General features: G+C 71.0%; 25 protein-coding genes. 12 read left to right on the top strand and 13 right to left on the bottom strand.

The window, feature by feature from the left end; genetic code table 11:
* Positions 1–298 precede the first annotated feature (298 nt).
* From B6R96_RS24245 to B6R96_RS24255, 3 genes are all read left to right on the top strand, one after another.
* A complete protein-coding gene (locus tag B6R96_RS24245) occupies positions 299–778 on the top strand; it encodes a diadenosine tetraphosphate hydrolase (protein WP_081523616.1) in 480 nt (159 codons plus the stop codon).
* A gap of 457 nt (positions 779–1,235) precedes the next feature.
* Positions 1,236–2,024 (top strand): hypothetical protein, encoded by a 789-nt coding sequence (locus B6R96_RS24250; protein ID WP_159396358.1) that lies wholly within the window; start codon positions 1,236–1,238, stop codon positions 2,022–2,024.
* A 112-nt stretch (positions 2,025–2,136) separates the two neighbouring features.
* On the top strand, positions 2,137–2,757 hold the full coding sequence (locus B6R96_RS24255; protein WP_081523618.1) for a DUF4352 domain-containing protein: 621 nt from the start codon (positions 2,137–2,139) through the stop codon (positions 2,755–2,757).
* A 92-nt stretch (positions 2,758–2,849) separates the two neighbouring features.
* Here B6R96_RS24255 and B6R96_RS39010 read toward each other — a convergent pair whose 3' ends face one another.
* Positions 2,850–2,924, bottom strand: a complete 75-nt coding sequence (locus B6R96_RS39010) for a 50S ribosomal protein bL37 (protein WP_100661309.1) — start codon at positions 2,922–2,924, stop codon at positions 2,850–2,852.
* Between the two features lie 122 nt (positions 2,925–3,046).
* On the opposite strand from B6R96_RS39010, the gene B6R96_RS24260 reads away from it, so the two are divergent.
* Together B6R96_RS24260 and B6R96_RS24265 are read left to right on the top strand one after the other, a co-directional pair.
* Positions 3,047–3,682, top strand: a complete 636-nt coding sequence (locus tag B6R96_RS24260; protein WP_234431955.1) for a TRADD-N-associated membrane domain-containing protein — start codon at positions 3,047–3,049, stop codon at positions 3,680–3,682.
* A gap of 15 nt (positions 3,683–3,697) precedes the next feature.
* Positions 3,698–3,922: a DUF2277 domain-containing protein gene (locus B6R96_RS24265; RefSeq protein WP_030389450.1), complete on the top strand. Its 225-nt coding sequence runs from the start codon at positions 3,698–3,700 to the stop codon at positions 3,920–3,922.
* A gap of 15 nt (positions 3,923–3,937) precedes the next feature.
* Here the strand turns inward: B6R96_RS24265 and B6R96_RS24270 are convergent, their stop codons facing one another.
* The 4 genes from B6R96_RS24270 to B6R96_RS24285 form a co-directional block, all read right to left on the bottom strand.
* Positions 3,938–4,459 carry a hypothetical protein gene (locus tag B6R96_RS24270; protein ID WP_051779733.1) on the bottom strand — a complete coding sequence of 174 codons (522 nt, stop codon included), beginning with the start codon at positions 4,457–4,459 and terminating at the stop codon, positions 3,938–3,940.
* 172 nt (positions 4,460–4,631) lie between these two features.
* Complete coding sequence (locus B6R96_RS24275) at positions 4,632–5,270, bottom strand: DedA family protein (RefSeq protein WP_030389448.1); 639 nt, start codon at positions 5,268–5,270, stop codon at positions 4,632–4,634.
* A gap of 186 nt (positions 5,271–5,456) precedes the next feature.
* Entirely contained in the window at positions 5,457–7,115 is a 1,659-nt protein-coding gene (locus B6R96_RS24280; RefSeq protein WP_081523619.1) for an alkaline phosphatase D family protein, read from the bottom strand.
* 94 nt (positions 7,116–7,209) lie between these two features.
* Positions 7,210–7,854: an HNH endonuclease family protein gene (locus B6R96_RS24285; RefSeq protein WP_107475741.1), complete on the bottom strand. Its 645-nt coding sequence runs from the start codon at positions 7,852–7,854 to the stop codon at positions 7,210–7,212.
* Positions 7,855–8,467: 613 nt separating this feature from the next.
* Here B6R96_RS24285 and B6R96_RS24290 point away from each other — a divergent pair.
* Both B6R96_RS24290 and B6R96_RS24295 read left to right on the top strand, forming a co-directional pair.
* Positions 8,468–9,049 carry a TMEM165/GDT1 family protein gene (locus B6R96_RS24290; protein ID WP_053170941.1) on the top strand — a complete coding sequence of 194 codons (582 nt, stop codon included), beginning with the start codon at positions 8,468–8,470 and terminating at the stop codon, positions 9,047–9,049.
* A gap of 269 nt (positions 9,050–9,318) precedes the next feature.
* Positions 9,319–9,846, top strand: a complete 528-nt coding sequence (locus tag B6R96_RS24295) for a DinB family protein (RefSeq protein ID WP_030389444.1) — start codon at positions 9,319–9,321, stop codon at positions 9,844–9,846.
* A gap of 1,316 nt (positions 9,847–11,162) precedes the next feature.
* On the opposite strand, the gene B6R96_RS24300 is transcribed toward B6R96_RS24295, so the two are convergent.
* Together B6R96_RS24300 and B6R96_RS24305 are read right to left on the bottom strand one after the other, a co-directional pair.
* On the bottom strand, positions 11,163–11,846 hold the full coding sequence (locus tag B6R96_RS24300; RefSeq protein WP_081523621.1) for an HAD-IA family hydrolase: 684 nt from the start codon (positions 11,844–11,846) through the stop codon (positions 11,163–11,165).
* Positions 11,847–11,980: 134 nt separating this feature from the next.
* Positions 11,981–12,820 carry a peptidoglycan-binding domain-containing protein gene (locus tag B6R96_RS24305; protein ID WP_159396359.1) on the bottom strand — a complete coding sequence of 280 codons (840 nt, stop codon included), beginning with the start codon at positions 12,818–12,820 and terminating at the stop codon, positions 11,981–11,983.
* Positions 12,821–13,042: 222 nt separating this feature from the next.
* On the opposite strand from B6R96_RS24305, the gene B6R96_RS24310 reads away from it, so the two are divergent.
* Positions 13,043–15,112 carry an MFS transporter gene (locus B6R96_RS24310; RefSeq protein ID WP_053170985.1) on the top strand — a complete coding sequence of 690 codons (2,070 nt, stop codon included), beginning with the start codon at positions 13,043–13,045 and terminating at the stop codon, positions 15,110–15,112.
* A gap of 27 nt (positions 15,113–15,139) precedes the next feature.
* On the opposite strand, the gene B6R96_RS24315 is transcribed toward B6R96_RS24310, so the two are convergent.
* Positions 15,140–15,670 carry a GNAT family N-acetyltransferase gene (locus B6R96_RS24315; RefSeq protein WP_081523623.1) on the bottom strand — a complete coding sequence of 177 codons (531 nt, stop codon included), beginning with the start codon at positions 15,668–15,670 and terminating at the stop codon, positions 15,140–15,142.
* A gap of 107 nt (positions 15,671–15,777) precedes the next feature.
* Between B6R96_RS24315 and B6R96_RS24320 the strand changes: the two genes are divergently transcribed.
* The gene (locus B6R96_RS24320) at positions 15,778–16,173 is read left to right on the top strand and encodes a nuclear transport factor 2 family protein (protein WP_030390700.1); all 396 of its coding nucleotides are present in this window, start codon (positions 15,778–15,780) and stop codon (positions 16,171–16,173) included.
* Positions 16,174–16,253: 80 nt separating this feature from the next.
* On the opposite strand, the gene B6R96_RS24325 is transcribed toward B6R96_RS24320, so the two are convergent.
* Together B6R96_RS24325 and B6R96_RS24330 are read right to left on the bottom strand one after the other, a co-directional pair.
* Positions 16,254–16,598, bottom strand: a complete 345-nt coding sequence (locus B6R96_RS24325) for an antibiotic biosynthesis monooxygenase family protein (protein WP_030390699.1) — start codon at positions 16,596–16,598, stop codon at positions 16,254–16,256.
* 176 nt (positions 16,599–16,774) lie between these two features.
* Entirely contained in the window at positions 16,775–16,978 is a 204-nt protein-coding gene (locus B6R96_RS24330; RefSeq protein ID WP_081523624.1) for an antitoxin, read from the bottom strand.
* 294 nt (positions 16,979–17,272) lie between these two features.
* On the opposite strand from B6R96_RS24330, the gene B6R96_RS24335 reads away from it, so the two are divergent.
* Positions 17,273–19,315: a bifunctional glycosyltransferase 87/phosphatase PAP2 family protein gene (locus B6R96_RS24335; protein ID WP_081523625.1), complete on the top strand. Its 2,043-nt coding sequence runs from the start codon at positions 17,273–17,275 to the stop codon at positions 19,313–19,315.
* Between the two features lie 63 nt (positions 19,316–19,378).
* Here B6R96_RS24335 and B6R96_RS24340 read toward each other — a convergent pair whose 3' ends face one another.
* The gene (locus tag B6R96_RS24340) at positions 19,379–20,320 is read right to left on the bottom strand and encodes a GlxA family transcriptional regulator (RefSeq protein ID WP_081523626.1); all 942 of its coding nucleotides are present in this window, start codon (positions 20,318–20,320) and stop codon (positions 19,379–19,381) included.
* A 108-nt stretch (positions 20,321–20,428) separates the two neighbouring features.
* Between B6R96_RS24340 and B6R96_RS24345 the strand changes: the two genes are divergently transcribed.
* The gene (locus tag B6R96_RS24345; protein ID WP_081523627.1) at positions 20,429–20,950 is read left to right on the top strand and encodes a PaaI family thioesterase; all 522 of its coding nucleotides are present in this window, start codon (positions 20,429–20,431) and stop codon (positions 20,948–20,950) included.
* 305 nt (positions 20,951–21,255) lie between these two features.
* On the opposite strand, the gene B6R96_RS24350 is transcribed toward B6R96_RS24345, so the two are convergent.
* A complete protein-coding gene (locus B6R96_RS24350; protein ID WP_030390694.1) occupies positions 21,256–22,500 on the bottom strand; it encodes a cytochrome P450 in 1,245 nt (414 codons plus the stop codon).
* A 242-nt stretch (positions 22,501–22,742) separates the two neighbouring features.
* Here B6R96_RS24350 and B6R96_RS24355 point away from each other — a divergent pair, with 242 nt between their 5' ends.
* Complete coding sequence (locus tag B6R96_RS24355) at positions 22,743–23,912, top strand: steroid 3-ketoacyl-CoA thiolase (protein ID WP_030390693.1); 1,170 nt, start codon at positions 22,743–22,745, stop codon at positions 23,910–23,912.
* Between the two features lie 163 nt (positions 23,913–24,075).
* Here B6R96_RS24355 and B6R96_RS24360 read toward each other — a convergent pair whose 3' ends face one another.
* The gene (locus B6R96_RS24360) at positions 24,076–24,480 is read right to left on the bottom strand and encodes a transglycosylase SLT domain-containing protein (protein WP_030390692.1); all 405 of its coding nucleotides are present in this window, start codon (positions 24,478–24,480) and stop codon (positions 24,076–24,078) included.
* Positions 24,481–24,617 lie beyond the last annotated feature (137 nt).

Consider the following 24,617-nt stretch of genomic DNA (forward strand, 5'->3'; position numbering starts at 1 on the left):
CAGTCGGCATCAGCCGACGCGAACAGGTCTCGTCGTGGCTAGCCACCGTTCGCGCCGGACGACACCGCCCACCTGTCACCGGGGTTGGGGTGAGTTCTGCGACGCGGCTCCGTCCAGGGCACGCTGCAAGACAGGTGGTCCTGGCGGTGACCGGCTTCTGACTCCACGGCTGACATCAACACGGGTGATGGAGGGCGTGCGGCGTGCGGTCGGACGGAGATGGGGCCCGGTTCATGGGGCGTCCATTGACCGGCGCGCCGCGGAGGAGTTCGTGATTACGGGCGGGTAGGTTCTGGCCATGACTGATGATTGGCGGAAGGACCGGATCGGAACTGCCCTGCGGGGGCAAAACCCCACGGTGCTCAGGCGGTTGGACGCCGGATTCGCGGTGATCGGCGATGTGCAGTTCCTGCCCGGCTACTCGGTGCTCCTGGGGGACGACCCGGCGGTGGAGCGGCTGTCGGATCTGCCGCGGGACAAGCGGCTGGCGTTCCTGTCCGACATGGACCGACTGGGAGAAGCGGTCGAACGGGCCTGCCGCCGGCTGGACGGGGCCTTCCGCCGCGTGAACCTGGAGATCCTCGGCAACACCGACGGCTTCCTGCACGCGCACGTGTGGCCGCGGTTCGAGTGGGAGCCGTCCGACCTGGTGTGCAGGCCGGTGTGGCTCTATCCCCGGGCCAGATGGAGCGACGAGCAGTACGCGCTCGGCCCGCAGCACGACCGGCTGCGCGAGGCGATCGGAAGCGAGCTCGACCAGCTGCGCCCGAGCGCGTGACGAGCCTGCCGGCCCCGCATCCGTAGCTGCGGCGGCCGACGCCTCACCGCAAGTCCGCACTGGAGGAAGCCCGCTGTGCCCGCAGGAATCGCTCTGCATTTTGATCGCGTCTCCGCCAAGGGGTCGCACAACGACCTCAGGCTGCGCATCGGGCCGTACCAGTAGAAGTGCGACTCCTACTACTTCGGCCTGGACGAAGCGCCCACGGCCCCGAATGGACTCGGGGCCGGGCTGGAGCATCAGCCCCTCCGACTACCTTGCCGCAGCAGCCCAGGTGCGGGACTTCGCCCCGATCCCCGGGGCCCGTATTCAGTGCTCGCTGAGCGACTTGGCGGCCCAGATCGACGCCAACCGTTCCACAGTCGCGGCGACCGGTGCCTAGCACGGCGCGACAGGCATCCTCGGCAGTTCTGGCCTTTCGCCTCGGCCGAGAGGCTCTGGCGCCAGCATGCGTCTCGTGCAACTGGAACAAGCCGTAGCGGCAACGAGCGCCCTGACCACCCTCATCGCTGTGCCAGCCACGCTGCTCGCTGCCCACTGGACCAGACGCAGTGCGGACAGGGCCGCAGATGCCACGGTGCTGGCAGGCCTTGATCAGTCCCATGCCGCAGTGGCGGCTGCCCAACTCCAAGAGCGCGCGGGACGCGAGCAGTCGCTTGAAGACGCACGGCGTACGTCTTATGCCGAGTTTCTGAGTGCAGTGGACGTGTTCGTTCGGATCGTCACCCAGCTACCGGACGTGCCCGTCGCTTCCCGGCGGGAGCTACTCGATCAGAAGGCGACTGCAGTGGTGCAGGCACGCGCGGGTGTCGCAGTCCTGGGGCCTCCGACAGTCCTCGGCCAGGCGGAGAAGGTGGCCGAGCAGTGCGCCCGACTGGAGGAGCTGGCACTGCGCAGAGCTGTGCTGAGATCGGCGATCAGCGCTCTGGAGGAAGCCTGGTGCCCTCGCAACGCCGAGTTCTGCCAGGACCCGCACCACACTTCCGCGTACGTGGCTTGGGAACTCTTGTGCCGGTGGGGGCGCTTGGAGGATGAAGAGCGGTGGGAGGAACTCGATTTCCTGCAATTCATCCTGCAAGAGAGCCACGCCCTGGATGCGGAGCAGGTCAGGCAGGTACTTGAAGTGGCCAACAGCGTCGCGTGCTGGGACGAGATCATCGGTGGGTTCGTCCGTGACCCGCTTCTGGAGCGTTTTCAGGCGGTCCGGGAAGACTTTGTCGACGTCGCGTATGGCTCGCACGCTTAGTGGCGTAGGTGCACGACGGTCGGCGGGGCTGCTGGATTTTGGCTCGGAATGCCGGGAGGGCGTCGCGGCGGGACAATCAGGATCCGCCGCAAGGTTGAGACCGGAGGTTGCCATGAGCCCTCAGCCGCCGCCGCAGTGGGGGTCTGTCCCGGAGCGTCCGCCGGATCGGCGCCGCGGGTGGTTCGGTCGGCACCGGTTGTTGACGGTGCTGTTGGTCGCCGTCGCCGGGGTCGTGGTTCTGGGGGTCCTGGGGTCGCTCGGCGGCAAGGGGTCGGTCGCTCCGCCGCCCGCGGCCACGGCCACGGCCAAGGCCGTCACGGATTCCGGGCGTATGCCCGGGGTGGGGGAGGCGGTTCGGGACGGGAAGTTCGAGTTCACCGTCACCAGGCTGCAGGCAGGGGTGGGGAATGTCGGGGGTGAGTACGGTCAGGACGCGCAAGGGCAGTTCTTCCTCGTGCACATGACCGTGAAGAACATCGGGGACAAGGCTCAGACCTTCGACGGTTCCGACCAGGAACTCATTGACCGCAACGGCAGCAAGTACAGCGCTGACACCGCCGCGGGAATCTATCTCGACGGAAGCGAGTCCTTCCTCGAGCAGATCAATCCCGGCAACGTGGTCGACGGCGTTGTCGTCTTCGACGTTCCTAAGGGCGCGGATCCCGTACGCATCGAGCTGCACGACTCGATGTTCAGTGGGGGTACCACCGTCGATCTGACCACGCGGCGTTGACCCGGGTGTGTGCCCGTCGTGTTTCCGTCCGGGGGCGGGGCTGGCATCGTGAGACCCCCGGCCGGGGGACGGTCGGGGGTCTTGGGTTTGGGTCAGGCGTTGGGGCGCTTGCCGTGGTTGGCCTTCTTCTTCTTGCGCGCCCGGCGCTTGTTGCCTCGCTTGGCCATGCTGGTCTCCCTCGTAGGCGACAGTTCATGCCTCGGTCAGTCTAGGTTCGGGGTGCTTCATCCGCATTTGGGAGCCCGGGTGCTCCCTTGGCCCCCGGTTGCGGGCGTGGGATCGTCGGGGGATGGGCGAGCTCGCGTGGGGTGGGTTGGTCGTGGCCGTTGTCGCCGGGGTGCTGGCGGTGCTGGAGCGGTCCCGGGGGGTGGGGTTCGAGCGGAAGCGGGACGAGGAGCGGGCGCGGCTGCTGGCGAGTCTCGCCGAGGCCGAGGAGCCCGCTGCCGGGCCGGCGGGGCGGAAGTTCCAGGACGTCGGCGGGATCCAGCACCCCGCCGTACAGGCCGGTGAGCGGCGGGACGAGTTCACGCCGATCCTCGTGGAGTACTACGCCTACGGACTGACCCAGGCGCGCAGCAGCTTCGCGACCAGCCAGCGGTTCGCCGGGGTCGGGGCGGCGATCCTGCTCTTCGGGATCGGGCTGGCCGTCTGGAAGGCCGAGGCCGGCGGGGAGCTCTACCTGGGGATCGTCACGAGTTCGGCGGGACTGGTCACCACCTTGATCGGGCAGCTCTTCCACCGGCGGGCCGACATCGCCCTCCGGCACATGGCCGACCAGACCGCCTCGCTGCGCGACGACCGGCGGGCCGCCGAGACGACCCAGCAGGCCATCGAGCTGCTGGACACGGTGGAGGACGCGGGGCTCCGGGCCCGCCTCCAAGCCGGTTTGATCATGAAACTTTCCGGCGCCGAGCTGCCCCGGTAGCGGGATAGTAGGGGTATGTGCCGTTCCATTAAGACTCTGCGCCCGCCCGCCATCCCCGAGAAGGCGACCGAGGAGGAGATCCGCGCCGCCGCCCTGCAATACGTACGGAAGGTGTCCGGGTTCCGGGCACCCGCCGCGCACAACCGCGAGGTGTTCGAGGCGGCGGTGGACGCCGTCGCCGAGGCCACCGCGGCACTGCTCGACGGCGTGCACGTACGGGGGCAGGCCGCCCCGGCGTGACCCGCCGGCCGGCGCCTACGAGGTCCGCGCGCGGCGGCGCATCACCCAGACTCCGGCGCCCAGCGCGCCCGCGGTCAGGGCGCTGCCGACGGCGATCTGCCCCGGGCTCATCGAATCGATGCTGCCGCCCGTGCCACCGCGGGCCGCACCCGAGCTGACCTGCAAGGACACGGTGACCCGCTCGCCGCCGGGGCCGCCGCACTCGAAGACGACCCGGTGCGCGCCCAGGTTCGCGTTGTTGAAGACGGTGGCGCTGCCGATGAGGCTGGCGGCGGTCTGGTTGCCCGGGGTCAGCCGGACCTCGCCGAAGGCGGTCGACGTGACCCTGGCGACCTGCGTCCCGCAGCCCGCGACATTGAGCGCGACCCGGCCGCCCGGGGCGACCGCGGTGGGGGAGACGGTGGCAGTGGGGGCGGCGTACGCGAGGGTGGCGGGAGCGGCGGCAGCGGCGATGAGGGTCGCCGCCGCGACGGTCATCAGGCGGCGTACTGCCTTCGGCGGTTCGGCGGGCGCTTGTGCGGTCGGTTTGGCGGGCATGGAGAGGACTCCTCGGCTCGTCGAAACGGCGCGGCCTGGCCACGGGAGTGACCCGGATTCGGTTGCGCACCGCTCTGTGGACGCTAGGAGCCCAGCCCGGGGGCGGCGATCGGGGCCGGGTGAACGGGTGAGCCACTGCTCCGCCCGGGGGAGCCCGATCGTGGAGGAGGGCCTACGCCGCCGTCGCCGCGGCCGGCGGCGGCGGGCGGCGTACGAGGAACGCCGCCAGGGCGCCCGCGGCGAAGAGGGCGACCACCGAGAGGGCGGTGCCCAGCCACTGGGTACCGAGCCACTGGGTGCCGAAGTAGCCGAGGGCCACGCTGTAGCCGGCCCAGGCCATGCCCGCCAGCACCGACCAGGGAAGGAACTCCGCGACCTTGCGCTGCGTCTTGCCCGCCCCCAGGGACACCACCGAACGCCCGGCCGGGGCGAAACGGGCGATCACCACCAGGGCGCCGCCACCGCGCGCCAGCGCCGTGCCGAGCCGCTCGTGGGCCCGCGTCAGCCGGCGGGAGCGGGCGATGGCCCGGTCCAGCCGGGCTCCGCCGCGCCGGCCCAGCCGAAACGCCGCCATGTCACCCAGCACCGAGGCGCTCGTCGCGATCACGAGCAGGAGCAGGATGTCCGGAACCTGCTCGGGCACCGGCACCGGCACGGGTCCCGCCGCCCCGGCGGCCGCAGCGGCCGCCGCAGCGGTGATCACCAGAACCCCGCTCGGGAGCACCGGGAGGAAGACGTCGAGCACGATGGACACCGCCACGAGGGCGTAAATCCATGGGCTCGCGGTCAGCGACCCCAGCGTCTCAAACAAAGCGGGACTCCCCAGTCCGGGTGACGTGCTGCGGCATGAAGCGCCGCGACGTCGCGGGGAGCGGCAGGAGCGGCTTGACAGCCATACAGCGTACGCCCGGCGTTCGCGTCCCGGATGCCCGGGGCGCCACCCGCCCCGCCGCCCCGCCAAGTCCACCGCCCCGCACCGCCGGAGCCCACCCCACCCCTACTCCGCCACGGCGAGGTCCCGGTCCAGGACCGTCACCAGAACCGCAGCCCCACGCTTCTTGCGCGCCTGGTCCAGCCGCAGCCGCGCCGTCCGCCCCGACAGAGCCAGCGTCATCAGCTGATTGCCGAACCAGGGCCCGCCCGTACGCCGCCAGTTCACCGGCGGCCGCCCCGTCCGCCCGTGCAGGGAGAAGCCGCGCCCCAGCCACCGCCCCGTCCGCGACCAGCCCAGCCGAAAACCCCACTTCACCGCGGTATGGATGGAATTGTGAACCGGCGAGCACGTCAGCTGGAACACCCGCGCCGTCGTCGGTATTCGAGGCTCCGCCACATACGCGTGATGCACGTCCCCGGACAGCACGGCCACCATCGCCGGCGCGCGCGGACCCGTGCCCACCTCCTCGATCAGATCCGTCAGCGCCGCGAACGAGGCAGGGAACGCCGCCCAGTGCTCCAGATCGCTGCGCCGGCGCAGATCCTCCCCGATCCGCGCCCACCGAGGCCCCCGCTCCCCGCGGCACAGCGCGGCATTCCACGTCTCGGCATCGTGGATCAGCGGCGGCATCAGCCACGGCAGCGAGGACCCGATCAGCAGGTGGTCGTAACCGCCGTGACCGGCCAGCGCGTTCTCCCGCAGCCACTGCTGCTCCGTCGGATCGAGCATCGCCCGCCCGTCCTCGGCCAGCACCCGAGCGGCCCGCGTGTCGACCATCAGCAGCCGGGTCCGGCCGAAGTCGCGCCGGTAGCTCCAGCGCACCGTGCCCGGATCGGCGTCCGCCGCGGACGCGAACGCCCGGAGCACCTCCGTACCGTCGGGGGTCGCCCGTATCGCCTCATACAGCCCGTCGGCAGCCAGCTCGGCGGGGGAGAGATTGCCCAGGTGCTGGTACACCCAATAGGACATCAGCCCGCTGAGGACCCGCTCCCGCCACCACGGCGTCGCCCGCATCTCCGCCAGCCACGCAGCGCTCGTGTTCCAGTCGTCGATGACGTCGTGGTCGTCGAATATGTGCAGGCTGGGCACGGTCGACAGCAGCCAGCGGATCTCCGGGTCGAGCCAGGACTCGTAATAGAGCCGGGTGTACTCCTCGTAGTCCGCGACCTGCGCGCCCGGCGGCTCCCGAAGATCGCGCCGGGCCGCGAGCCACGCCCGGGTCTCCCGCGACAGCGCATCGGCATACACCTGGTCGCCGAGCAGCAGCAGGACGTCGGGGCGCACCGCCTCCGGGTCGGCGGCCAGCCGCGCCGCGAGGGTGTCGAGCGCGTCCGCGCCGTGCGGCCCGTGCCGGCCGGCGGGCGGCGCCGCCTGCCGGCACGAGCCGAAGGTGACCCGCAGCCCGGGGGCCGGACGGCCGGGGCCGGTCACCGCCGGGGTGGTGATCGTGCTCGGCGGGAAGCCGCTGTCGGGCAGCGGCCACACCATCCGGTCGTCGAGCAGCACCTCATACGCCGTGGTCGCGCCCGGGGTCAGTCCGGTCACCGGCACCAGTGCGTAGTGGTGACCGGCTATCTGGAAGGTGCGGGCACGGCCGCCGGCCCCGTCGGCGCACCGCACCTCTGCCGTGCACGGGCGGTCCGCCTCGACCCAGATCGTGGCCGCCCCGCCCGTGTCCCAGTCGACGTGACGCAGCAGTGGCCCCAGACGCAGTCCGGCCATGCAACTCCCCCTCCTCCGTAGCCCCTTCGATCACGGTACGACGGGTGGGGGGAGCCACGCCTCCCCCTGACGGGGGAAAGATCGGCCGTCTCGGTCAGCAGCCGTTCAGGATGTTGACCAGGGCCGTCTTCTCGCCGGAGTCCATGCTCAGACCCCAGTACTGCTTCACGTTGACCCACATCCGTGCGTACGTACAACGGTAGGCCGTGCGCGAGGGCAGCCACTTGCCGGGGTCGAGGTCGCCCTTGGCCTGGTTGACGTTGTCGGTGACCGCGATGAGCTGGGGCCGGGTGAGGTCGTTGGCGAACTGCTGGCGCTTGCTCGTGGTCCAGGAATTGGCACCGGAACGCCAGGCCTCGGCGAGCGGGACGACGTGGTCGATGTCGAGGTCGGAGGCCGCGGTCCAGGTGGCTCCGTCGTACTCGGAGTACCAGCTTCCGCTCACGGCGGCGCATGCGGAGTCCTGGACGACGTTGACGCCGTCGCGCTTGAGGACGGTCTCGCGGGTGTTGCAGCTGCCGGAGACGGTGCTCCAGTGCGGGAAGAGGTCGCGGCTGTAGCCGCTGGTGGATCCCTCGGTCTTGGGGGTGACCGTGGCCAGGTAGGCGCGGGCGGCCGAGGCGCTGATGGGGGCGGGCGGGGCGGCCTGGGCGGTGGGGGCGGTCAGGAGGGAGGTGAGCGCGGCGAGAGTGGCGGCTGACGCAAGCACGCCAATTCGACGCGCGTAGATGCTGGGTATGAGTGCCATGAGGGGCTCCCTGGGTGCGGGGGGTGTGGCCGTTCGGCCCCGGTGGGGCGTGGCCATGGTGGTGGCGCAGGGTGTCGCTGGGGTGGGCGCCAGGTGACAGCCTGGCGACATGAGCACGTCACATCAAGACGCCCAACGCTCCGAATTTAAACGGAGGTTGAGATTCCGGGATCGGTGGGCGGCGGCACAGGGCCGGTGAGGGGGACGGGAAGGACCCAGGTCAGGGGTGGGGCGCCACCGCTGGAGCGGGCCGGAGGAGGACCCGGGGAAGGGAACGAGGGAGCTGCCGCGCGGGACCGGGGACGGGACCAAAGACCTATTCCGGCCGGTCGCGGGCGTCGCGTACTCTGTTCTGAGCAGAAGGGGAGTAGCTCTTCGCCGGACCGTCGACATACTGCTGGGTCACACCAGCCGGCGCCCGGAGGCAGGACGCGGACAGCGACCGGCCAGCGAGACCTTCGGCCGCAGTGTCCTGTTCACGTGCAGGCGCGTTTCCTACGCGCACACGCAAGCCAGGGCGCCGCCGAGCCGAAGCGACCCCTGAAACACCCCAGGTCTCTCGGTCCCGATGGCGTCCTGCCCGACCGATTGAGGTTCCACCCCCGTGTTCAGCTTCAGCATCACGGCGATCGCCTTCGGCGTCGTCTTCCTTGCCGAACTCCCCGACAAGACGGCCCTCGCCGGCCTGATGCTCGGCACGCGCTACCGCGCCTCCTACGTCTTCGCGGGCGTCGCCGCCGCCTTCGCCGTACACGTCGCACTCGCCATCGCCGCAGGCAGCGTCCTCACCCTGCTCCCGCACCGCCTCGTCCAAGCCGTCGTCGGCATCCTGTTCCTCCTGGGCGCGGCCATGCTGCTCCTGAAGAAGGACGAAGGGGACGAGGAGATCAAGCAGCCCGCCGACCAGTCCTTCTGGAAGGTCTCCGGGGCGGGCTTCATGCTGATCCTGGTCGCGGAATTCGGTGACCTGACCCAGATCATGACCGCCAACCTCGCCGCTCGCTACGACGACCCCGTCTCGGTCGGTATCGGCGCCGTACTCGCCCTGTGGGCGGTCGCGGGCATCGGCATCCTGGGCGGGCGCACCCTGATGAAGTACGTGCCGCTGCGGCTCATCACCAAGATCGCGGCCGGCGTGATGGCGGCACTGGCCGCGTTCTCGCTGTACGAGGCCATCGCGGGCTGAGCCGACAGGTCCCGGTCCCCGGCGGATGCGGGGGTGGGTGTGGGGGTGTGGGGGTGGGGGGTTGGGGCCGCAGGTGGGGGGATAACTCCTTGCGGGCGCAGAACGCACAGGTCACGCTCGTGCGCGTGACCGATACGACCGCCTCCACCGGCGCCTCCACCGCACCTGCGCCTTCACCTTCACCTCCCGCTGCGTCCGCGTCCGGGGCCGTGTCCGGGCAAGCATCTGCGCCCGTGTCTGCCGAGGACCGGAAGTTCGGCTGGTCCAACATGTTCGTCCACCCCGACGAGGACACCCGCACCGACGGCGGATTCCAGGGCGAGCGCGCCGTGCTCGCCGGCTACCTGCGCGACCAGCGCCTGACACTGGAGCTCAAGTGCGCGGGCCTCGACGCGGAGGCCCTGGCGCGGCGCTCGGTGGAACCGTCCAACCTGTCCCTACTGGGTCTCGTACGCCACCTCGCGGGCGTCGAGCAGTACTGGTTCCGGCAGGTCATGGCGGGCCAGGCGATACGCCGCCACTACCGCTCGGAGGAGAACCCTGCGGGGGAGTTCACCGGTGCGGTGGCCGACCCGGCGCTGGTCGCGGAAGCGTGGGCCACCTGGCGGGCCGAAGTCGCCTTCGCGGAACAACTGGTCGCGGACGCCGCCGGCCTGGATGTCACGGGCGAGACCGGACACGACGGCGAGCAGATGGAACTCCGCGAGGTCCTGGTCCACATGATCGAGGAGTACGCCCGCCACAACGGCCACGCGGACTTCCTGCGCGAACGCATCGACGGGCGAGTGGGGCAGTAGGGGCGGGGGCGGGGGCTGGCCGGGGTCAGGATGCGCGGGGCGGCTTCGGATGCGGGGTTTCGCTCGGCCGGTAGCCAGAGATGTGTATGGGGGTTTCCCGTCAGTCTCATCGTCTCTCCGGTTCGGGCCGGTCCCTCAAGGGCGCTCCCTTCGGTCGCGTCGCTTCGCGATTTCGCTGCGCTCAACCCTTGACCGACCGTCCCGCCCCGGACATACGAAGACTGCCGGGAAACCCCCAAAGGAACGGGCCGGGGGATGCATTCCAGGGACGGGGTGGTCGGAGATGCCCGAGCGGGCCAGGCGCAGGCACGCCCCGAGGCGGGCCCACCCGAAGCCACCTCCCGGGTCGGCGGGCGCGCCAAATCGCTACGCGTTCCTCACCACTCAGCGTCTGACGACCGTCTTGGGTAGGACATAGGCCGCCCACAACCGTTAACGCTTCTCATTCACGCGTCCGACGACCGCCTGGGGTTGGGCACAGGCCGCCCATGACCTCGGTTCGAGGCTCGACATGCGTCCGACGACCGCCTTGGGCTGGGCATAGGCCGCCCATGGGCGGTTGGTGCTCCCCAGGGGCGGCGGCCGATGGCTGTCTGGGGTGGAAAGGAGTGGGACAGCGGCTATTCCGTCGTGGATGCGGGTCAGCGCACATGGATGCGCCGAAAGGCCGACGGTTTGCCCAAATTGCCCCCGTCTGTTCCCCGGTTTGGGGACTCGATCCGGCGCTGACCCGGATTCACGACGAAATAGCCGAAGGATCGGCCGTCAGACCCTCCCAACGACCCGAGGCGGTCGTCTGGCGCGTGATCGAGGAGCGCCACGGGTCGTGGGCGGCCTATGCCCAACCCCAGGCGGTCGTCGGACGCTGAGACGTGCGAAGCGCCAATGGTCGTGGGCGGCCTATGTCCAGCCCCAGGCGGTCGTCGGACGCTGAGAGGTGAGGAGCGCGTAGCGATTGGATGCGCCCCCCGGCCCGGGAGGTGGCTTCGGGTGGGCTCGCCTCCGGGGTGCCCCATGCCCGGCCCGCTTGGTCATCTCCGACCACCCCGTCTCTAAAGGCTGGGCCCGGCCCGTTCCTTTGGGGGTTTCCCGGCAGTCTTCGTATGTCCGGGGCGGGACGGTCGGTCAAGGGTTGAGCGCAGCGAAATCGCGAAGCGACGCGACGAAGGAGCGCCCTTGAGGGACCGGCCCGACACGGAGAGACGATGAGACTGACGGGAAACCCCCATACACGTCCCTGACTACCGGCCCAGCAGGTCCCGTCCACCCGTGTCGGCCCGAGCGGGGCAGCCCCGCCCGCCTTGGTCTCGTAGGGGCTACTCCGCCGACTTCAGCGTGATGGTGATCGAGCCGTCCGGGGTGGTTGTGACCTGGAGTGACGTCAAGTCCTGGACGTGGGCGGTCGGGGCGTGAGCGGCTGCGCGGGGGCCCACGCCGATCACGCGCATGCCCGCCGCCCGGCCCGCGGTGATGCCCGCGGCCGAGTCCTCGAAGACGATGCAGTCGGCCGGGTCCACGCCCAGTGCGGCGGCGCCCATCAGGAAGCCCTCGGGGTCGGGCTTGCTGGCCCGGACGGATTCGGCCGTGACCCGTACGTCGGGCATCGGCAGCGCGGCGGCCGTCATGCGGGCCGTGGCCAGGGCTGCGTCGGCCGAGGTGACCAGGGCGTGCGGCAGGCCGTCTATCGCGGCCATGAACTCGGGGGCGCCCGCGACGGGGATCACGCCGTCGGTGTCGGCCGTTTCGCGGGCCAGCATCACCGCGTTCTCGGCGTGGTTGACCTCCATGGGGCGCTCCGGCAGGAGGACGGCCATGGTGGCGTAGCCCTGGCGGCCGTGGACCACCTTCATGGCTTCCTGCGGGTCCAGCCCGTGGGACAGCGCCCAGTCGCGCCAGCAGCGTTCGACCACCGCGTCGGAGTTGACGATCGTGCCGTCCATGTCCAGGAGCAGGGCCTTGGCGGTGAGGGCGACGGGGGCGGTGGTGGTGCTGGCCGGCATGGGCGGGGCTCCAGACGGGGCGGGAAAGAGAACAAGTGGTTCCGTCCACCGGTCAGGGAGTGAGGACGGAACCACTTTGTTCCTTCACGATACAAAACAAAGGGCGGTCTGCGCCAACCGCGCGCATGTGACCCTCATCCCTCCAGAGCCTTGCGGGTCACCGGACCGTAGAAGCCCCACTCCTGATCGTCGATGCCCTTGTCGTACTGGAACTCCGACAGGGCGTCCTCCACCCGCCAGTCGAACCGCCCGTTGATCTTGCCGCGGTACAGGCCGCGCGCCGCCAGCAGCCGCTGGAGCTTCTCCACCTCCGGACCCGTGTCCCCGAAGCGCAGGATCGGCGCCTGCGCGGGCGGCGAGCTGGCGGGGCGGCTCGCACTCGGGGTGGGGCTGGGGGACGGGGGCGCCGAGGATCGGGACGCGGAGGGCGACGGGGACGGGGACGGCGACGCCGATTTCGAGGCGCTCGGGGACGGCGAGGCAGAGGGGGACGCGCTGGACGTGCTCGGGGACGGGCTCCCGGAGGGCGCGGCCGGGGGCGCGCTCACCGAAGGCGCTGCCGCCTTCGCCTCCACCAGCGCGGCGTCGCTCGCGTCGGAGCTGGGCAGCGCCCACACCGCCACGGCCGTCCCGCTGAGGGCCACCACGGCCGCGGCGCCGAGGAGCAGCGCGAGGGGCTTGCGGGAGGCCGGGCCGGTCCGCTTCTCGGGGCCCCCGCCCCCGCCCCCTCCCCCTCCGGTTGTGCCGCCCGCTTGCGGGATCGTGCGGAGCTGGACCGTCTCCGCCGGGTGCGGCGCGGGCGCGGGCACGGCCGGCCATGGTCCGTCGGCCGGCGGTACGGGTATCCCGTACGCCGGGGTGTCGTCCTGCTCCTGCGCCGGTATCGGCGCAGGGCGCCGGTCCGGGGCCACCGCGCCGGCCACCGGCTGCGGGGGCACCGGGGTGTCCGGCTCGCCGGGGTCGGGCAACGTCACGTACGGGCGGATGCGCAAGGGGTTGAAACCCACCCCCGGCACACACCCGCAGCCGGCGCCTGGGGCGCCGCATTCTGGACAGTGCTGACGGCTCACTGGACTCCCTCCCTGGCTATTGCCTGCGATTATGCAGACCCGCGGCAGCCCTCCCAACCGCCCGAGAGGCCATAACCGGACACACCGCTCAGGATGGAGATGTTGATCCGGCCTGAGGAGGTACCGATGGCTCAGGATGTGACCGCGCACGGCACGGACCCCGCTCCCGACCCGGGAAAGACCGGCCCCGCCACCGAGCACACCTCCCGCGAGGTACTCGTTTCCATCGGGGCCCTGCTGCTGGGCCTGCTGATCGCCGCACTCGACCAGACCATCGTCTCCACCGCCCTGCCGACCATCGTCAGCGACCTCGGCGGCATGGCACACCTGTCGTGGGTCGTCACCGCCTACATGCTCGCCGCCACCGCAGCCACCCCGCTGTGGGGCAAGCTCGGCGACCAGTACGGACGCAAGAGGCTCTTCCAGTACGCCATCGTCCTCTTCCTCATCGGGTCGGCGCTGTGCGGGCTCGCCCAGGACATGCCCCAGCTGATCGGCTTCCGCGCGCTCCAGGGCCTGGGCGGCGGCGGGCTGATCGTGCTGTCGATGGCGATCGTCGGCGATATCGTCCCGCCCCGCGAACGCGGCAAGTACCAGGGCCTCTTCGGCGGCGTCTTCGGCGCGACCAGCGTGCTGGGCCCGCTGCTCGGCGGACTCTTCGTGGACAACCTGTCCTGGCGCTGGGTCTTCTACATCAACCTCCCCATCGGTCTCGTCGCGCTCGTCGTCATCGCCGCGGTCCTGCACATCCCGAAGCGCTCCGCGAAGCACACCATCGACTATCTCGGCACCTTCCTCATCGCCTGTGTCGCCACCTGCCTCGTGCTCGTCGCCTCCCTCGGCGCCACCTGGGGCTGGGGCTCGGCCCGGATCATCGGCGTGGCCGTCCTCGGCGCCGTACTGCTCGCCGTCTTCCTCCTCGTGGAACGCAAGGCCGTCGAACCCGTCCTGCCGCTGGGTCTGTTCCGCATCCGCACCTTCACCCTCTGCTCGGTGATCAGCTTCGTCGTCGGTTTCGCGATGTTCGGCGCGATGGTCTACCTGCCGACCTTCCTCCAGGTCGTCCAAGGCGTCTCGCCGACCATGTCGGGCGTCCATATGCTGCCGATGGTGATCGGCATGCTGATCTCCTCCACCGTCTCCGGCCAGATCGTCAGCCGCACGGGCCGCTGGAAGGTCTTCCCGATCGCCGGCACGGGCGTGACCGCGATCGGTCTGCTCCTGCTGCACCAGCTGCACCGCACCAGCTCCACGTGGGAGATGAGCATCTACTTCTTCGTCTTCGGCGCCGGGCTCGGCCTGGTCATGCAGGTACTGGTCCTGGTGGTGCAGAACTCGGTCAGCTACGCAGATCTCGGAGTCGCCACCTCCGGTGCCACCTTCTTCCGTTCCATCGGAGCCTCCTTCGGCGTCGCGATCTTCGGCACGGTCTTCACCAACCAGCTGGACGACAAGCTCGCCACCGCGCTGGCCGGTGTCACGCTGCCGGCCGGTGCGAGCATCGCGCAGCTGGAGGCCGATCCGCGGGCCATCAGTGCGCTTCCCTCCGGGCTCCAGCCGCAGGTCCTCGACGCCTACGCCACCGCCATCACCGACGTGTTCCTCTACGCCGTGCCGATCGTCCTGGTCGCCTTCGTCATCGCCTGGTTCCTGAAGGAGGACAAGCTCCGCGCCTCGGTCACCGCACCCGATGTGACGGAAACCCTGGCTTCCAACCCGGTCCAGCGCTCGTCACGGGACGAGGTGGCCCGCGCGCTGTCGGTCCTCGGTACCCGTGAGGGCCGCCGGCACGTCTACGAGAAGATCACCGAGAAGGCCGGCTACGACCTGCTGCCCGCCGCCAGCTGGATGCTGCTGCGGATCAAGAAGTACGGCTCCACGGAGCCCTCGATGCTCGCAGAGCGCGCCAACGTGCCGTTGAAGGTCATTACGGATGCCGCCCGCCAGGTCGAGGAGCGCGGGCTCGCCGCCCGGGAAGGACTGGCGCTGATCCTGACCGAACAGGGGCAGGTGGCCGCCGCCAAGCTCGCCGATGCCCGGCAGGAGTCCCTCGCCGAGCTGCTCGGCGACTGGTGGGGCCCGGACCGTCCGACCGACCTGGTGAAGCTGGTTCAGGAGATCAATACGGAGCTGTGCGGGTCCGACGCCGAGGAGCCCTACGACTCCGCGCCGCGCCGGGACCACGCCGCCCCCTAGCGGCCGGCCTGCTGCTGCCGTGCGGGCTCAGGGGAGGAGCTTCTCGAACCAGTGCTGTGCGTACGGGCCGTCGTTGTACGCCGGTATTTCCGCATACCCGTGCCGCGCGTACAACGCGCGGGCCTCCACGAGGTCCGAGCGGGTGTCCAGCCGGACCCGCCCGGCGCCCAGCGCACGGGCCTGTGCCTCCAGGACCTCCAGCAGGGCCGCCCCGCCGCCCGTGCCCCTGGCGCGCCGGTCGACATACACCCGGGTGAGCTCGGCGGTGTCGGGGTCGAGCAGCCGGACGCCGCCGCACGCCAGGGGCTCGCCGCCCAGCCTGCCGACGACGAACTGCCCCGTCGGCGGGACCAGCCCGTCGTCCGGGAAGTCCAGCAGCCCCTGGTCGATCTCGGCCTCGGTGACCTGCCGTTTCCAGTACCGGCCGGCGACCTCGGCGTAGTAGGCACGGCGCAGGACGGTGGCGTCCCGCGTCGTGAACGCCTCGGGCGTCACGGTCCACGAGGGGGTGGATGCAGCGGGAGGGGTGTAGGTGGGGGGTTCGCTGTGAGTGGTCATGGCGTCATTGTGGAGTTCGCGGGCGAGGTCCCGCGTGGAATATCCACAGGGCCGGGCCGATGATAGGAAAAGGACATTTCCCTGCGTACCCGGAGGGTGGGAACGCCATGTCAGAGCACCCCGACTGTGCCCTGGTCCGCCGCGGCTACGAGGCCTTCGGCAAGGGCGACATGGAGACGATGAGCACGCTGCTGACGGCCGATGCCATCCACCACGTGCCGGGCAGCAACCCGCTGTCCGGGCACCACAAGGGGCGGGAGAACGTTCTCGACCTCTTCCGCCGCCTCTCCGAGGAGACGAACGGGACCTTCCAGGTGCACCTGGAGTCGGTGCTGGCGGACGGCCGGGGCCACGTGATGAGTTTCCACACGGCGCGCGCCGACCGCGGTGACCGCGGCATCGAGATCCGCCAAGGGCTCTTCTTCACGATCATCGGCGACAAGATCACCGACATCGACCAGTGCACCGCGGACATCGACGAGGAAGACGTCTTCTGGAGCTGAGCCCGCCCTGACGCGGGGCTGGCCCTGGTGATGCGGGGGTCCCGCCCGGTCCGGGCCGACCCCCGCATCACGCGGTGCGTTCAGGCCTTCTTCGGCGCTGCCTGCTGCACGACCTCGAACGACCACACCGTCGAGGCGGACGCCGCGGGCTTCGGCCGCTCGCCGCCACCGCCCTGGCCGCCCTGGGCGCCGCCCTGGTGGGCCGCCTTCATCGGCCCCTCCATCCACGCCTGGAAATCCTGCTCCGAACGCCAGCGCGTGTAGACCAGGTACTGGTCAGTGCCCTCCACCGGGCGCAGCAGCTCGAACCACTCGAAGCCGTCCGAGCCCTCCACCGCCCCGGCCCGGGAGGCGAAGCGCTGCTCCAGCACCTCCCGCTGCTCGGCGGGAACCGTCAGCACGTTGATCTTTACAACACTCGGCACGTGGCACCTCTCATGAAACGCAGGCCGGGCTGTGCGCCCGGCCTCGACGACGTGCGTGCAGTCTCCTACATCCCCGCATCCCCGCATCCCTGCAACCCCGCAACCCCGCGGGCGGCGTGCGGCTGTCCCGGTGGTCCGAGGGGCCACCGGGACAGCTGTCATGCGACATCACGTGGTCACTGCTGGGGCGGACGCCCCTCCCCGGAGGTGGGCGGCTGCTTGCCGATCTGTTCGTTCAGCTTCTGCTGCGCCGTGTCGACCTGGCCCTGGTACTTGTTGCCCGTCTTCGCGTCGAAGGCGTCTCCGGCCTTCTCGACGCCTTGGCGGGCCTGGTCAGGGTGTCCCTTGATCAGATCCTTGAGCTTGTCAAGCATGGACATGAGCCGTCCTCTCCACGGAATGCGTGTCATCTCCAGCTTCACCATGAACTCCGGTGTCCGCACCCGGAGCGAAACCCGAGCGAAACCCGCAGCGAACCCGGAGCGGGCCCGGAACACCCCGGAGCACCTGCGGGTTCCTCGGATCCGCCCGGCGTCACAAGGGCCGGTCGATCTTCCCGATGCCCGTGAGGGCCGACCGAGGCATCCCGCGGGAGATATCGTCTTGCGGGTAATGGAGCGCGGCAGCCAGGCAAAGTCAGGGTTGCGGTCAACAGGGCGGGAGGCCGGCGAGGCGTGGCTAACGCGGCAGAGCACAGCGGTGCGAACGGACATGCCGGAGTCATAGGCGACAACAACAGGCTCGGGGCGGCACGCCTCCTCCTGTGGGCGCTGGCGGGCGCTCTCGCCGTCAGACAGGCCGCCGCCGTGCTGAGCGTGCCACCCGGGGAATGGCTGAGCGGCTTCCACCTCCCCGGCAGCCTGCCCGGATCCGTCTACGACACCGGCCAGTTCTCCGGCACGCCCTTCGCCGGGCTGGTCCTCAAGCCGCTGGTCGGCCTCGCCGCCCCGTCGCTGGAGATCGCCTGGACCTGTGTGACGCTGCTGTGCGTCGCCGCCATCGGGCTCGTCGCCGCGCGCGGCCTGCCCGACCCGGTGCCGCGGCGCACCGCGCTCCTCGCCGCGCCCGTGCTCACGGCCCTGATGATGGTCTCGATCCCCGTCCGCGAGGCCGCCTCACCCGGCCGGACCGCCGTCCTGCCCGTGCTGCTGGTGCTGCTGGCCGTCTTCCGCGTGCCCGGTGACCGGCCCGCGGGCTTCCTCGTCGGCCTCGCCGCCGCGCTCCAGCCGGCGCTGCTGCTCTTCGCCCCGCTGCTGTGGCTGACCGGACGCCGCCCCGGCGCGCACACCGCCGCCGTGACCTTCGCCGGAGCGACCGCGCTGTCCTGGGCGGCCATGCCGCGCGACTCCTGGACGTACTGGGTGCAGCACCTGGCCGGTACCGGCCTCGGCGGCGCCCCCGACGGCCTCGCCAACCAGTCCGTGCACGGCGCGCTGCTGCGCCTCGGCCTGACCGGACCGCTGGAGATCCTGCTCTACGCCGCCCTCGCGGGCGCCATCGTCTTCTTCGGCCTGCGCCGCGCGGTCCGCTACGCCGGCGACGGCCAGCTGCTGCTCGCCGTCGCCGTCACCGGCTGCGTGGCCGTCGCCGTGTCCCCGGCCGGCTGGCGCCACCAGCTGCTGTGGGTGCTGCTCGCCGTCGCCGGCAAGGTGGGCAAGCGGGCCGCCGACCGATCCGTGTGGCCGGTGGCCGTGGTCCTCGCCATGACCCTGCCGAGCACGGTGCTGCTGCCGAACCTGGCCGCGCTGGCCCCCGTACGCGACAACGTGCTGCTGCTCACCGCCGTGGCCGCGGCCTGCGCGGTACCGTTCCTGCCGCGCTCCTCGCCGTACTGGCGCGAGCCCGTACCGACCGACTACGGGCGGCCGGCCGCGGCCCGCTGGGCGCGGGTGCCGCTGCTGCCGTTCTGGCGGCGCGTGCTGTCCCGCCCGAACCTGCTGCTGGAACTCCTGCTGATACGAGTGGGCTACTCGCTCTACTCGCACATCCGGGCCGCCGCCCCCACCAGCCGCACCCTCGCCGAGGGCAACGGCAGCCAGATCCACGGCATCGAGAAGGCGCTCGGCATCGACATCGAGCACGCCGTGAACCACGCCGTCGTGAACACGCCCTGGCTGGAGGCGTTCTTCAACTTGTACTACACCTCCTTCCACTTCGTGGTCCCGCTGACGATCCTGGCTGTCCTGTACTGGCGCCGTCCCGGCGACTACCGCTGGGCCCGCGCCTCCCTGGGCCTGGCCACCGTCCTGGCCCTCGTCGGCTTCTGGCTCTACCCCCTCGCGCCGCCGCGCCTGATGCCCGGCCTCGACTTCATCGACACCGTGCACGGGCCGCAGGACCTGGCCAACCCCTCGTACGGGGCCATGACCGCGATCTCCAACCAGTACGCGGCGATGCCCTCGCTGCACTTCGGCTGGTCGCTGTGGTGCGGGATCGTGATCGTGGTGCTGGCGCCCAAGGGCTGGCAGAAGCTGCTCGGCGCGCTGCACCCGCTGATCACGGTGTGCGCGATCGTCGCGACCGCCAACCACTGGGTCCTGGACGCGGTGGGCGGCGCCGTCGTCGTGACCGCCGGCTTCGGGCTCGTGTACGTGCTGTCCGGGCCGCGGGGGCTCCAGGTGGACCTCCCGGCGCAGCGCACCACCGGCGGAGAACGGACGACGGCGACCCCGGACGGGGCCGGCGTCGCCGAGCCCGTCGCGGGGGCGCGTTCGTAGACGGGTCGTAGGCGGGTCGGCGGCGGGGCCGGCGGGGCCGGCGGGGCCGGCCCCCCGACCGCGTCAGCCCTCGCCGCGCCGCCTGCGCAGCAGCGTGCGCAGCGGGCCCGGGCTTTCGTACCCGACCCGCCGGGCGACCGCCGTCAGCGACAGGTCCGTGGTGCGCAGCAGGTGTTCGGCCTGCTCCACCCGCAGGTCCTGCACCAGCCCGACCGGTGTGCGGCCGAGGGTACGGGCGACCGCGCGCTGCAGGGTGCGCTCGCTGACGCCGAGCTCGCGGGCGGCGTCCGCGATCGGCGCCGGTTCCGCGAGCCGGGTCCGCGCCCATTCCTCGAAGGCGGCGACCAGCGGATCGTGGCGGGCCAAGGCGCTGGGGATGGCGTACGCCGCCTGGGAGGCCCGGTCGTCGACGACGAGGTAGCGCCGGACCAGATCCGCGAGGGCCGGACTGCGCGCGCCGACGAGCGACAGCGCCAGGTCGAGGTGGCCGAAGGCCGCGCCCGCCGTCGTGACCCCGCCGGAGCTGACGACCATCCGGGTCTCCTCGACGGCGACCCGGCGGTAGCGGTCCCGGAAGAGCGGGGCCAGCCACCAACTGGTCGTCGCCCGCAGCCCGTCCAGCACCCCGGCCTCGGCCAGCAGGAAGGTGCCGGTGCAGGCGGTGGCCAGTGGGGTTCCGCGCTCGCGGGCCTCGGCCAGGATCCGGCGGGCCGGACGCAACCCGCCCGAGCCCACGGCCTCGACCAGCAGGTCCGGGCGGCGCTCCATCAGCGCGGGCACCACCAGCAGGTCCGCGTCCTCGGCGACGGCGGCCGGTTCGGTGTCGATGCGGTGGCCGAGCCCGGTGCGGACCCGGCGCCGCACGCCGACCGTACGGATGTCGAAGGCGGGCGGTGGGGTCCCGGCGACCTGGCGGCGCAGCGCGTGCGCGGTGTGCAGCACGTCGAGGACGGCGGATATGCCCGAGTCGAAGACCCCGTCGAGGGCCAGAACGGCGACTTTCACCGCTCCACGGTAACGCCGACCGGGCCCGGTCGGGCTGTCGGAATCCATACGGAAGCTGCCGGATCCGACACTCGCGGTCGGCCCGGGGGCGCGCCTAGGGTCGTTGCCATGACCACGTATGAGAGCAGTAGCGGTGCCGAGCTCCGCAGCCGTACGCACACCTGGCAGCCGCGGCCGGAGATGACCCCGGACATCCTCGGCATGAGCGGGCTGGAGATCCTGCAGGCGAGCATGAAGGGCGAACTGCCCGGCGCGTCGATGATGAGCACCCTGGGCTTCCGGCTCGCCGACGCGTCGGAGGGGACCGCCGTCTTCGAGGGGGACCCGGGCGACCACCTGCTCAACCCGATGGGGACGGTGCACGGCGGCTTCCTGGCCACCCTGCTCGACTCGGCCCTCGGCTCGGCGGTGATGACGCTGCTGCCGGCGGGCGTCAGCTACACGACGGTACAGCTCGGGGTGCACATGATCCGGCCGGTGATGGCGGACACGCCCACGCTGCGCTGCGAGGGGACGGCGCTGCACGTGGGGCGGAGCACGGCGACCGCGGAGGCGCGGGTCGTGGGCACGCGGGACGGGAAGCTGTATGCCCATGGCACTACGACGTGTGTGGTGCTGAGGGTGGGGTGAGCCGCTGCCCCTCCGCTGCGCTGGGCTGGGCTGGGGGAGGCCGAAGGGGCGCCGGGGCGTTGGATGGCCCCGGCGCCCCTTCGGCTGGATCGTCGCTGCTTGCCAGGATCACTCCGTTCGGGGTACGCCGCCAGTCGGGCGGGTGCGGCGCCGCTGCCGGGGCGCCGCCCCGGACCCCGCGCCTCAAACGCCGGCGAGGCTGGGGGGGGAGGGGCGGGTGAAGGCGAGAGAGCGGGGCGCCGCCCCGGACCCCGCGCCTCAAACGCCGGCGGGGCTGGAGTGGGCTGGCCGGGTTGGAGGGGTGGTCAGGGGTGGGTTACTCGGAGTTCCTTGATGCCGTTGAGCCAGGCTGCGCGGAGGCGGCGCGGGGGGTCCGTCGTCAGGTGGAGGTCGGGGAGGGCGTCGGCCAGGGCGTTGAAGATCAGGTCGATCTCCATGACCGCCAGGGACTTGCCCAGGCAGAAGTGCGGGCCGCCGCCGCCGAAGCCCAGGTGGGGGTTGGGGTCGCGGGTGATGTCGAAGACGTCCGGGTTCGTGAACACCTCGGGGTCGTGGTTGGCGGAGGAGTAGAACATCCCCACCCGGTCGCCCGCCTTGATCTTCTGGCCGCCCAGTTCGGTGTCCTGGGTGGCGGTGCGCTGGAAGGACACCACCGGGGTGGCCCAGCGCACGATCTCCTCCGCGGCCGTCGACGGCCGGGTCGCCTTGTAGAGCTCCCACTGCTCGGGGTGGGTGAGGAAGGCGTGCATGCCGTGGCTGATGGCGTTGCGCGTGGTCTCGTTGCCCGCGACCGCCAGCAGCAGCACGAAGAAGCCGAACTCGTCGGAGCCGAGGTTGCCCTGGCCCTCGGCGGCCACCAGCTGGGTGACGATGTCCTTGGCCGGACACTCCTTGCGCTGGGCGGAGAGGTTCATCGCGTAACCGATGAGCTCCATCGCCGCGTTGGAGCCGACCTCCTCGGTGATCGCGTACTCCGGGTCGTCGTAGGCGATCATCTTGTTCGACCAGTCGAAGATCTTGGTGCGGTCCTTCTGCGGTACGCCGATCAGTTCGGCGATGGCCTGGAGCGGGAGCTCGCACGCCACCTGCGTGACGAAGTCGAAGCTGCCGTCGGCCGCCGTCGCCGCGGCCTCCTCGACGATCTTCCGGGCGCGGTCGCGCAGGGCCGCCTCCAGGCCGCGGATGGCCCGCGGGGTGAAGCCGCGCTGCACGATCTGGCGTACGCGCGTGTGTTCCGGCGGATCCATGTTCAACATGATCAGGCGCTGGGCATCTATCGCATCACGTGCGATGTGCTCGTTGAAGCGGATGATCGCGGTGTTGGTCGTCGAGGAGAACAGCTCCGGGTGCGTGGAGACGTACTTGACGTCCGCGTGCCGGGTCACGGCCCAGTAGCCCTCGTCGTCGAAGCCGGTGATGCCCCGCCGCTGCGGGCACCACCAGACGGGTGCGGTCTGCCGCAGCTGCGCGAACTCCGGGAAGGGGACGCGGCTTTGGAGCAGGTCTGGATCGGTGGCGTCGAAGCCTTCGGGCAGTGCGGGGCAGGACATCGGGCAACTCCAAAGTCTGACGGACCATCAGAAGTTGGCTTGAAGGTAGTAACGAGTTCTAGAAGTGACAAGGGTCGTGGCGCCAACTGTTGCGTGTGGAATCCGTGCAGGGCGCGTGCAAGACCCTTGCGTGCCGGGGCCTCGAGTCATAAGACTGCGGGGAGAACTAGAACGCGTACTAGTTCGGGGCGGGGCGCCGGGACGGCCCGCCGTGCTGACGCAGTGCAGGAGAGGACGAGCTCATGGCCGCGGAACCCGTCATTGTCGAAGCCGTACGCACCCCCATCGGTAAGCGCGGGGGCGCTCTCGCCAACCTCCATCCCGCCTACCTGCTCGGTGAGACCTACCGCGAACTGCTGGCCCGTACCGGAATCCAGCCCGACTGCGTCGAGCAGATCGTCGGCGGCACCGTGACGCACGCCGGTGAGCAGTCGATGAACCCCGCCCGCAACGCCTGGCTCGCCATGGGGCTCCCGTACGAGACCGCCGCGACGACGGTGGACTGTCAGTGCGGCAGCTCGCAACAGGCCAACCACATGGTCGCCAACATGATCTCCGGCGGGGTGATGGACATCGGGATCGCCTGCGGCGTCGAGGCGATGAGCCGCGTGCCGCTGGGTTCGGGATCCAAGCACGGTCCGGGCAAGCCCTTCCCGGACGAGTGGAACGTCGACCTCCCCAACCAGTTCGAGGCCGCCGAGCGGATCGCCCGCCACCGCGGCCTGTCCCGCGAGGACGTCGACCGGCTCGGGCTCCTCTCCCAGGAGCGGGCCGCAGCGGCCTGGGCCGAGGAGCGGTTCAAGCGCGAGACCTTCGCCGTGCAGGTGCCGACGACGGAGGAGGAGCAGGCCGCCGGACAGGGCATGTGGCGCCTGGTCGACCGGGACGAGGGCCTGCGCGACACCAGCATGGAGGCACTGGCCCGGCTCAAGCCGGTCATGCCCACCGCCGTGCACACCGCGGGGAACTCCTCGCAGATATCCGACGGCGCCGCCGCCGTGATGTGGGCCTCGCGCAAGATGGCACGCGCCCTCAAGCTCAAGCCGCGCGCCCGGATCGTCGCCCAGACGCTCGTCGGCGCCGACCCCCACTACCACCTGGACGGGCCCATCGACGCGACCCGGGCCGTACTCGGCAAGGCCGGGATGTCGCTCCGGGACATCGACCTCGTCGAGATCAACGAGGCCTTCGCCTCCGTCGTCCTGTCCTGGGCGCAGGTCTTCGACCAGGACCTGGAGAAGGTCAACGTCAACGGCGGGGGCATCGCGCTCGGTCACCCCGTCGGCGCCACCGGCGCCCGGCTGATCACCACCGCGCTCCACGAGCTGGAGCGCCGCGACAAGGAGTTCGCGCTGATCACCATGTGCGCGGGAGGCGCGCTGGCGACCGGCACGATCATCCAGCGCCTGTGAGGCGCCACTGAGTCCCGTGGGATGGGATGCAGAAGGCCCCGGCGGCCGGACCTGGGGAGGCCGGCCACCGGGGCCTTCGTATGTCTGGGTGCTGCGCGCCGCGCGCCGTGCGTTTTCCGCTGCGGCGGTGTGCTGCGTGCTGCGTGCTGCGTTCGCTCGCGGCTCAGTACCAGTGGTTGGCGGACCAGAAGTTCCAGGCGCCGACCGGGCTGCCGTAGCGGTCGTTCATGTAGTCCAGGCCCCACTTGATCTGGGTGGCCGGGTTGGTCTTCCAGTCGGCACCGGCGGAAGCCATCTTCGAGGCCGGCAGGGCCTGGGCCAGGCCGTACGCGCCGGAGGAGGCGTTGGTCGCGGTGTGGTCCCAGCCGCTCTCGTGCGAGATGATCTTGTCGAAGGCGGCGAACTGGGCCGGGTCCTTGATCATCTGCTGCGCGATCGCCTTGGCGTTCATCGGGGCGGCCTGCGCGGGGACTGCGGCCAGCATCGAGCCGGCGATACCCAGGGCGAGGACGGAACCCGCGAGGGTCTTCTTCGAAGCGGCGATGCGGCGGATGACGGGGTTGGACACGGATTGACCTTCCGAAGGGGACAAGGGCGGTCGCACCGCATGTCGAGGACATGCGTGAGCCACTCACGCAAAGGAGAGGGGTTCGCAGGCGGCGGGTGAAGCACCCGTGCCGCCCGGCGACTCATCCAGTTCTACAG

Origin of the sequence: Streptomyces sp. Sge12 (assembly GCF_002080455.1) — a bacterium.
GTDB lineage: Bacteria > Actinomycetota > Actinomycetes > Streptomycetales > Streptomycetaceae > Streptomyces.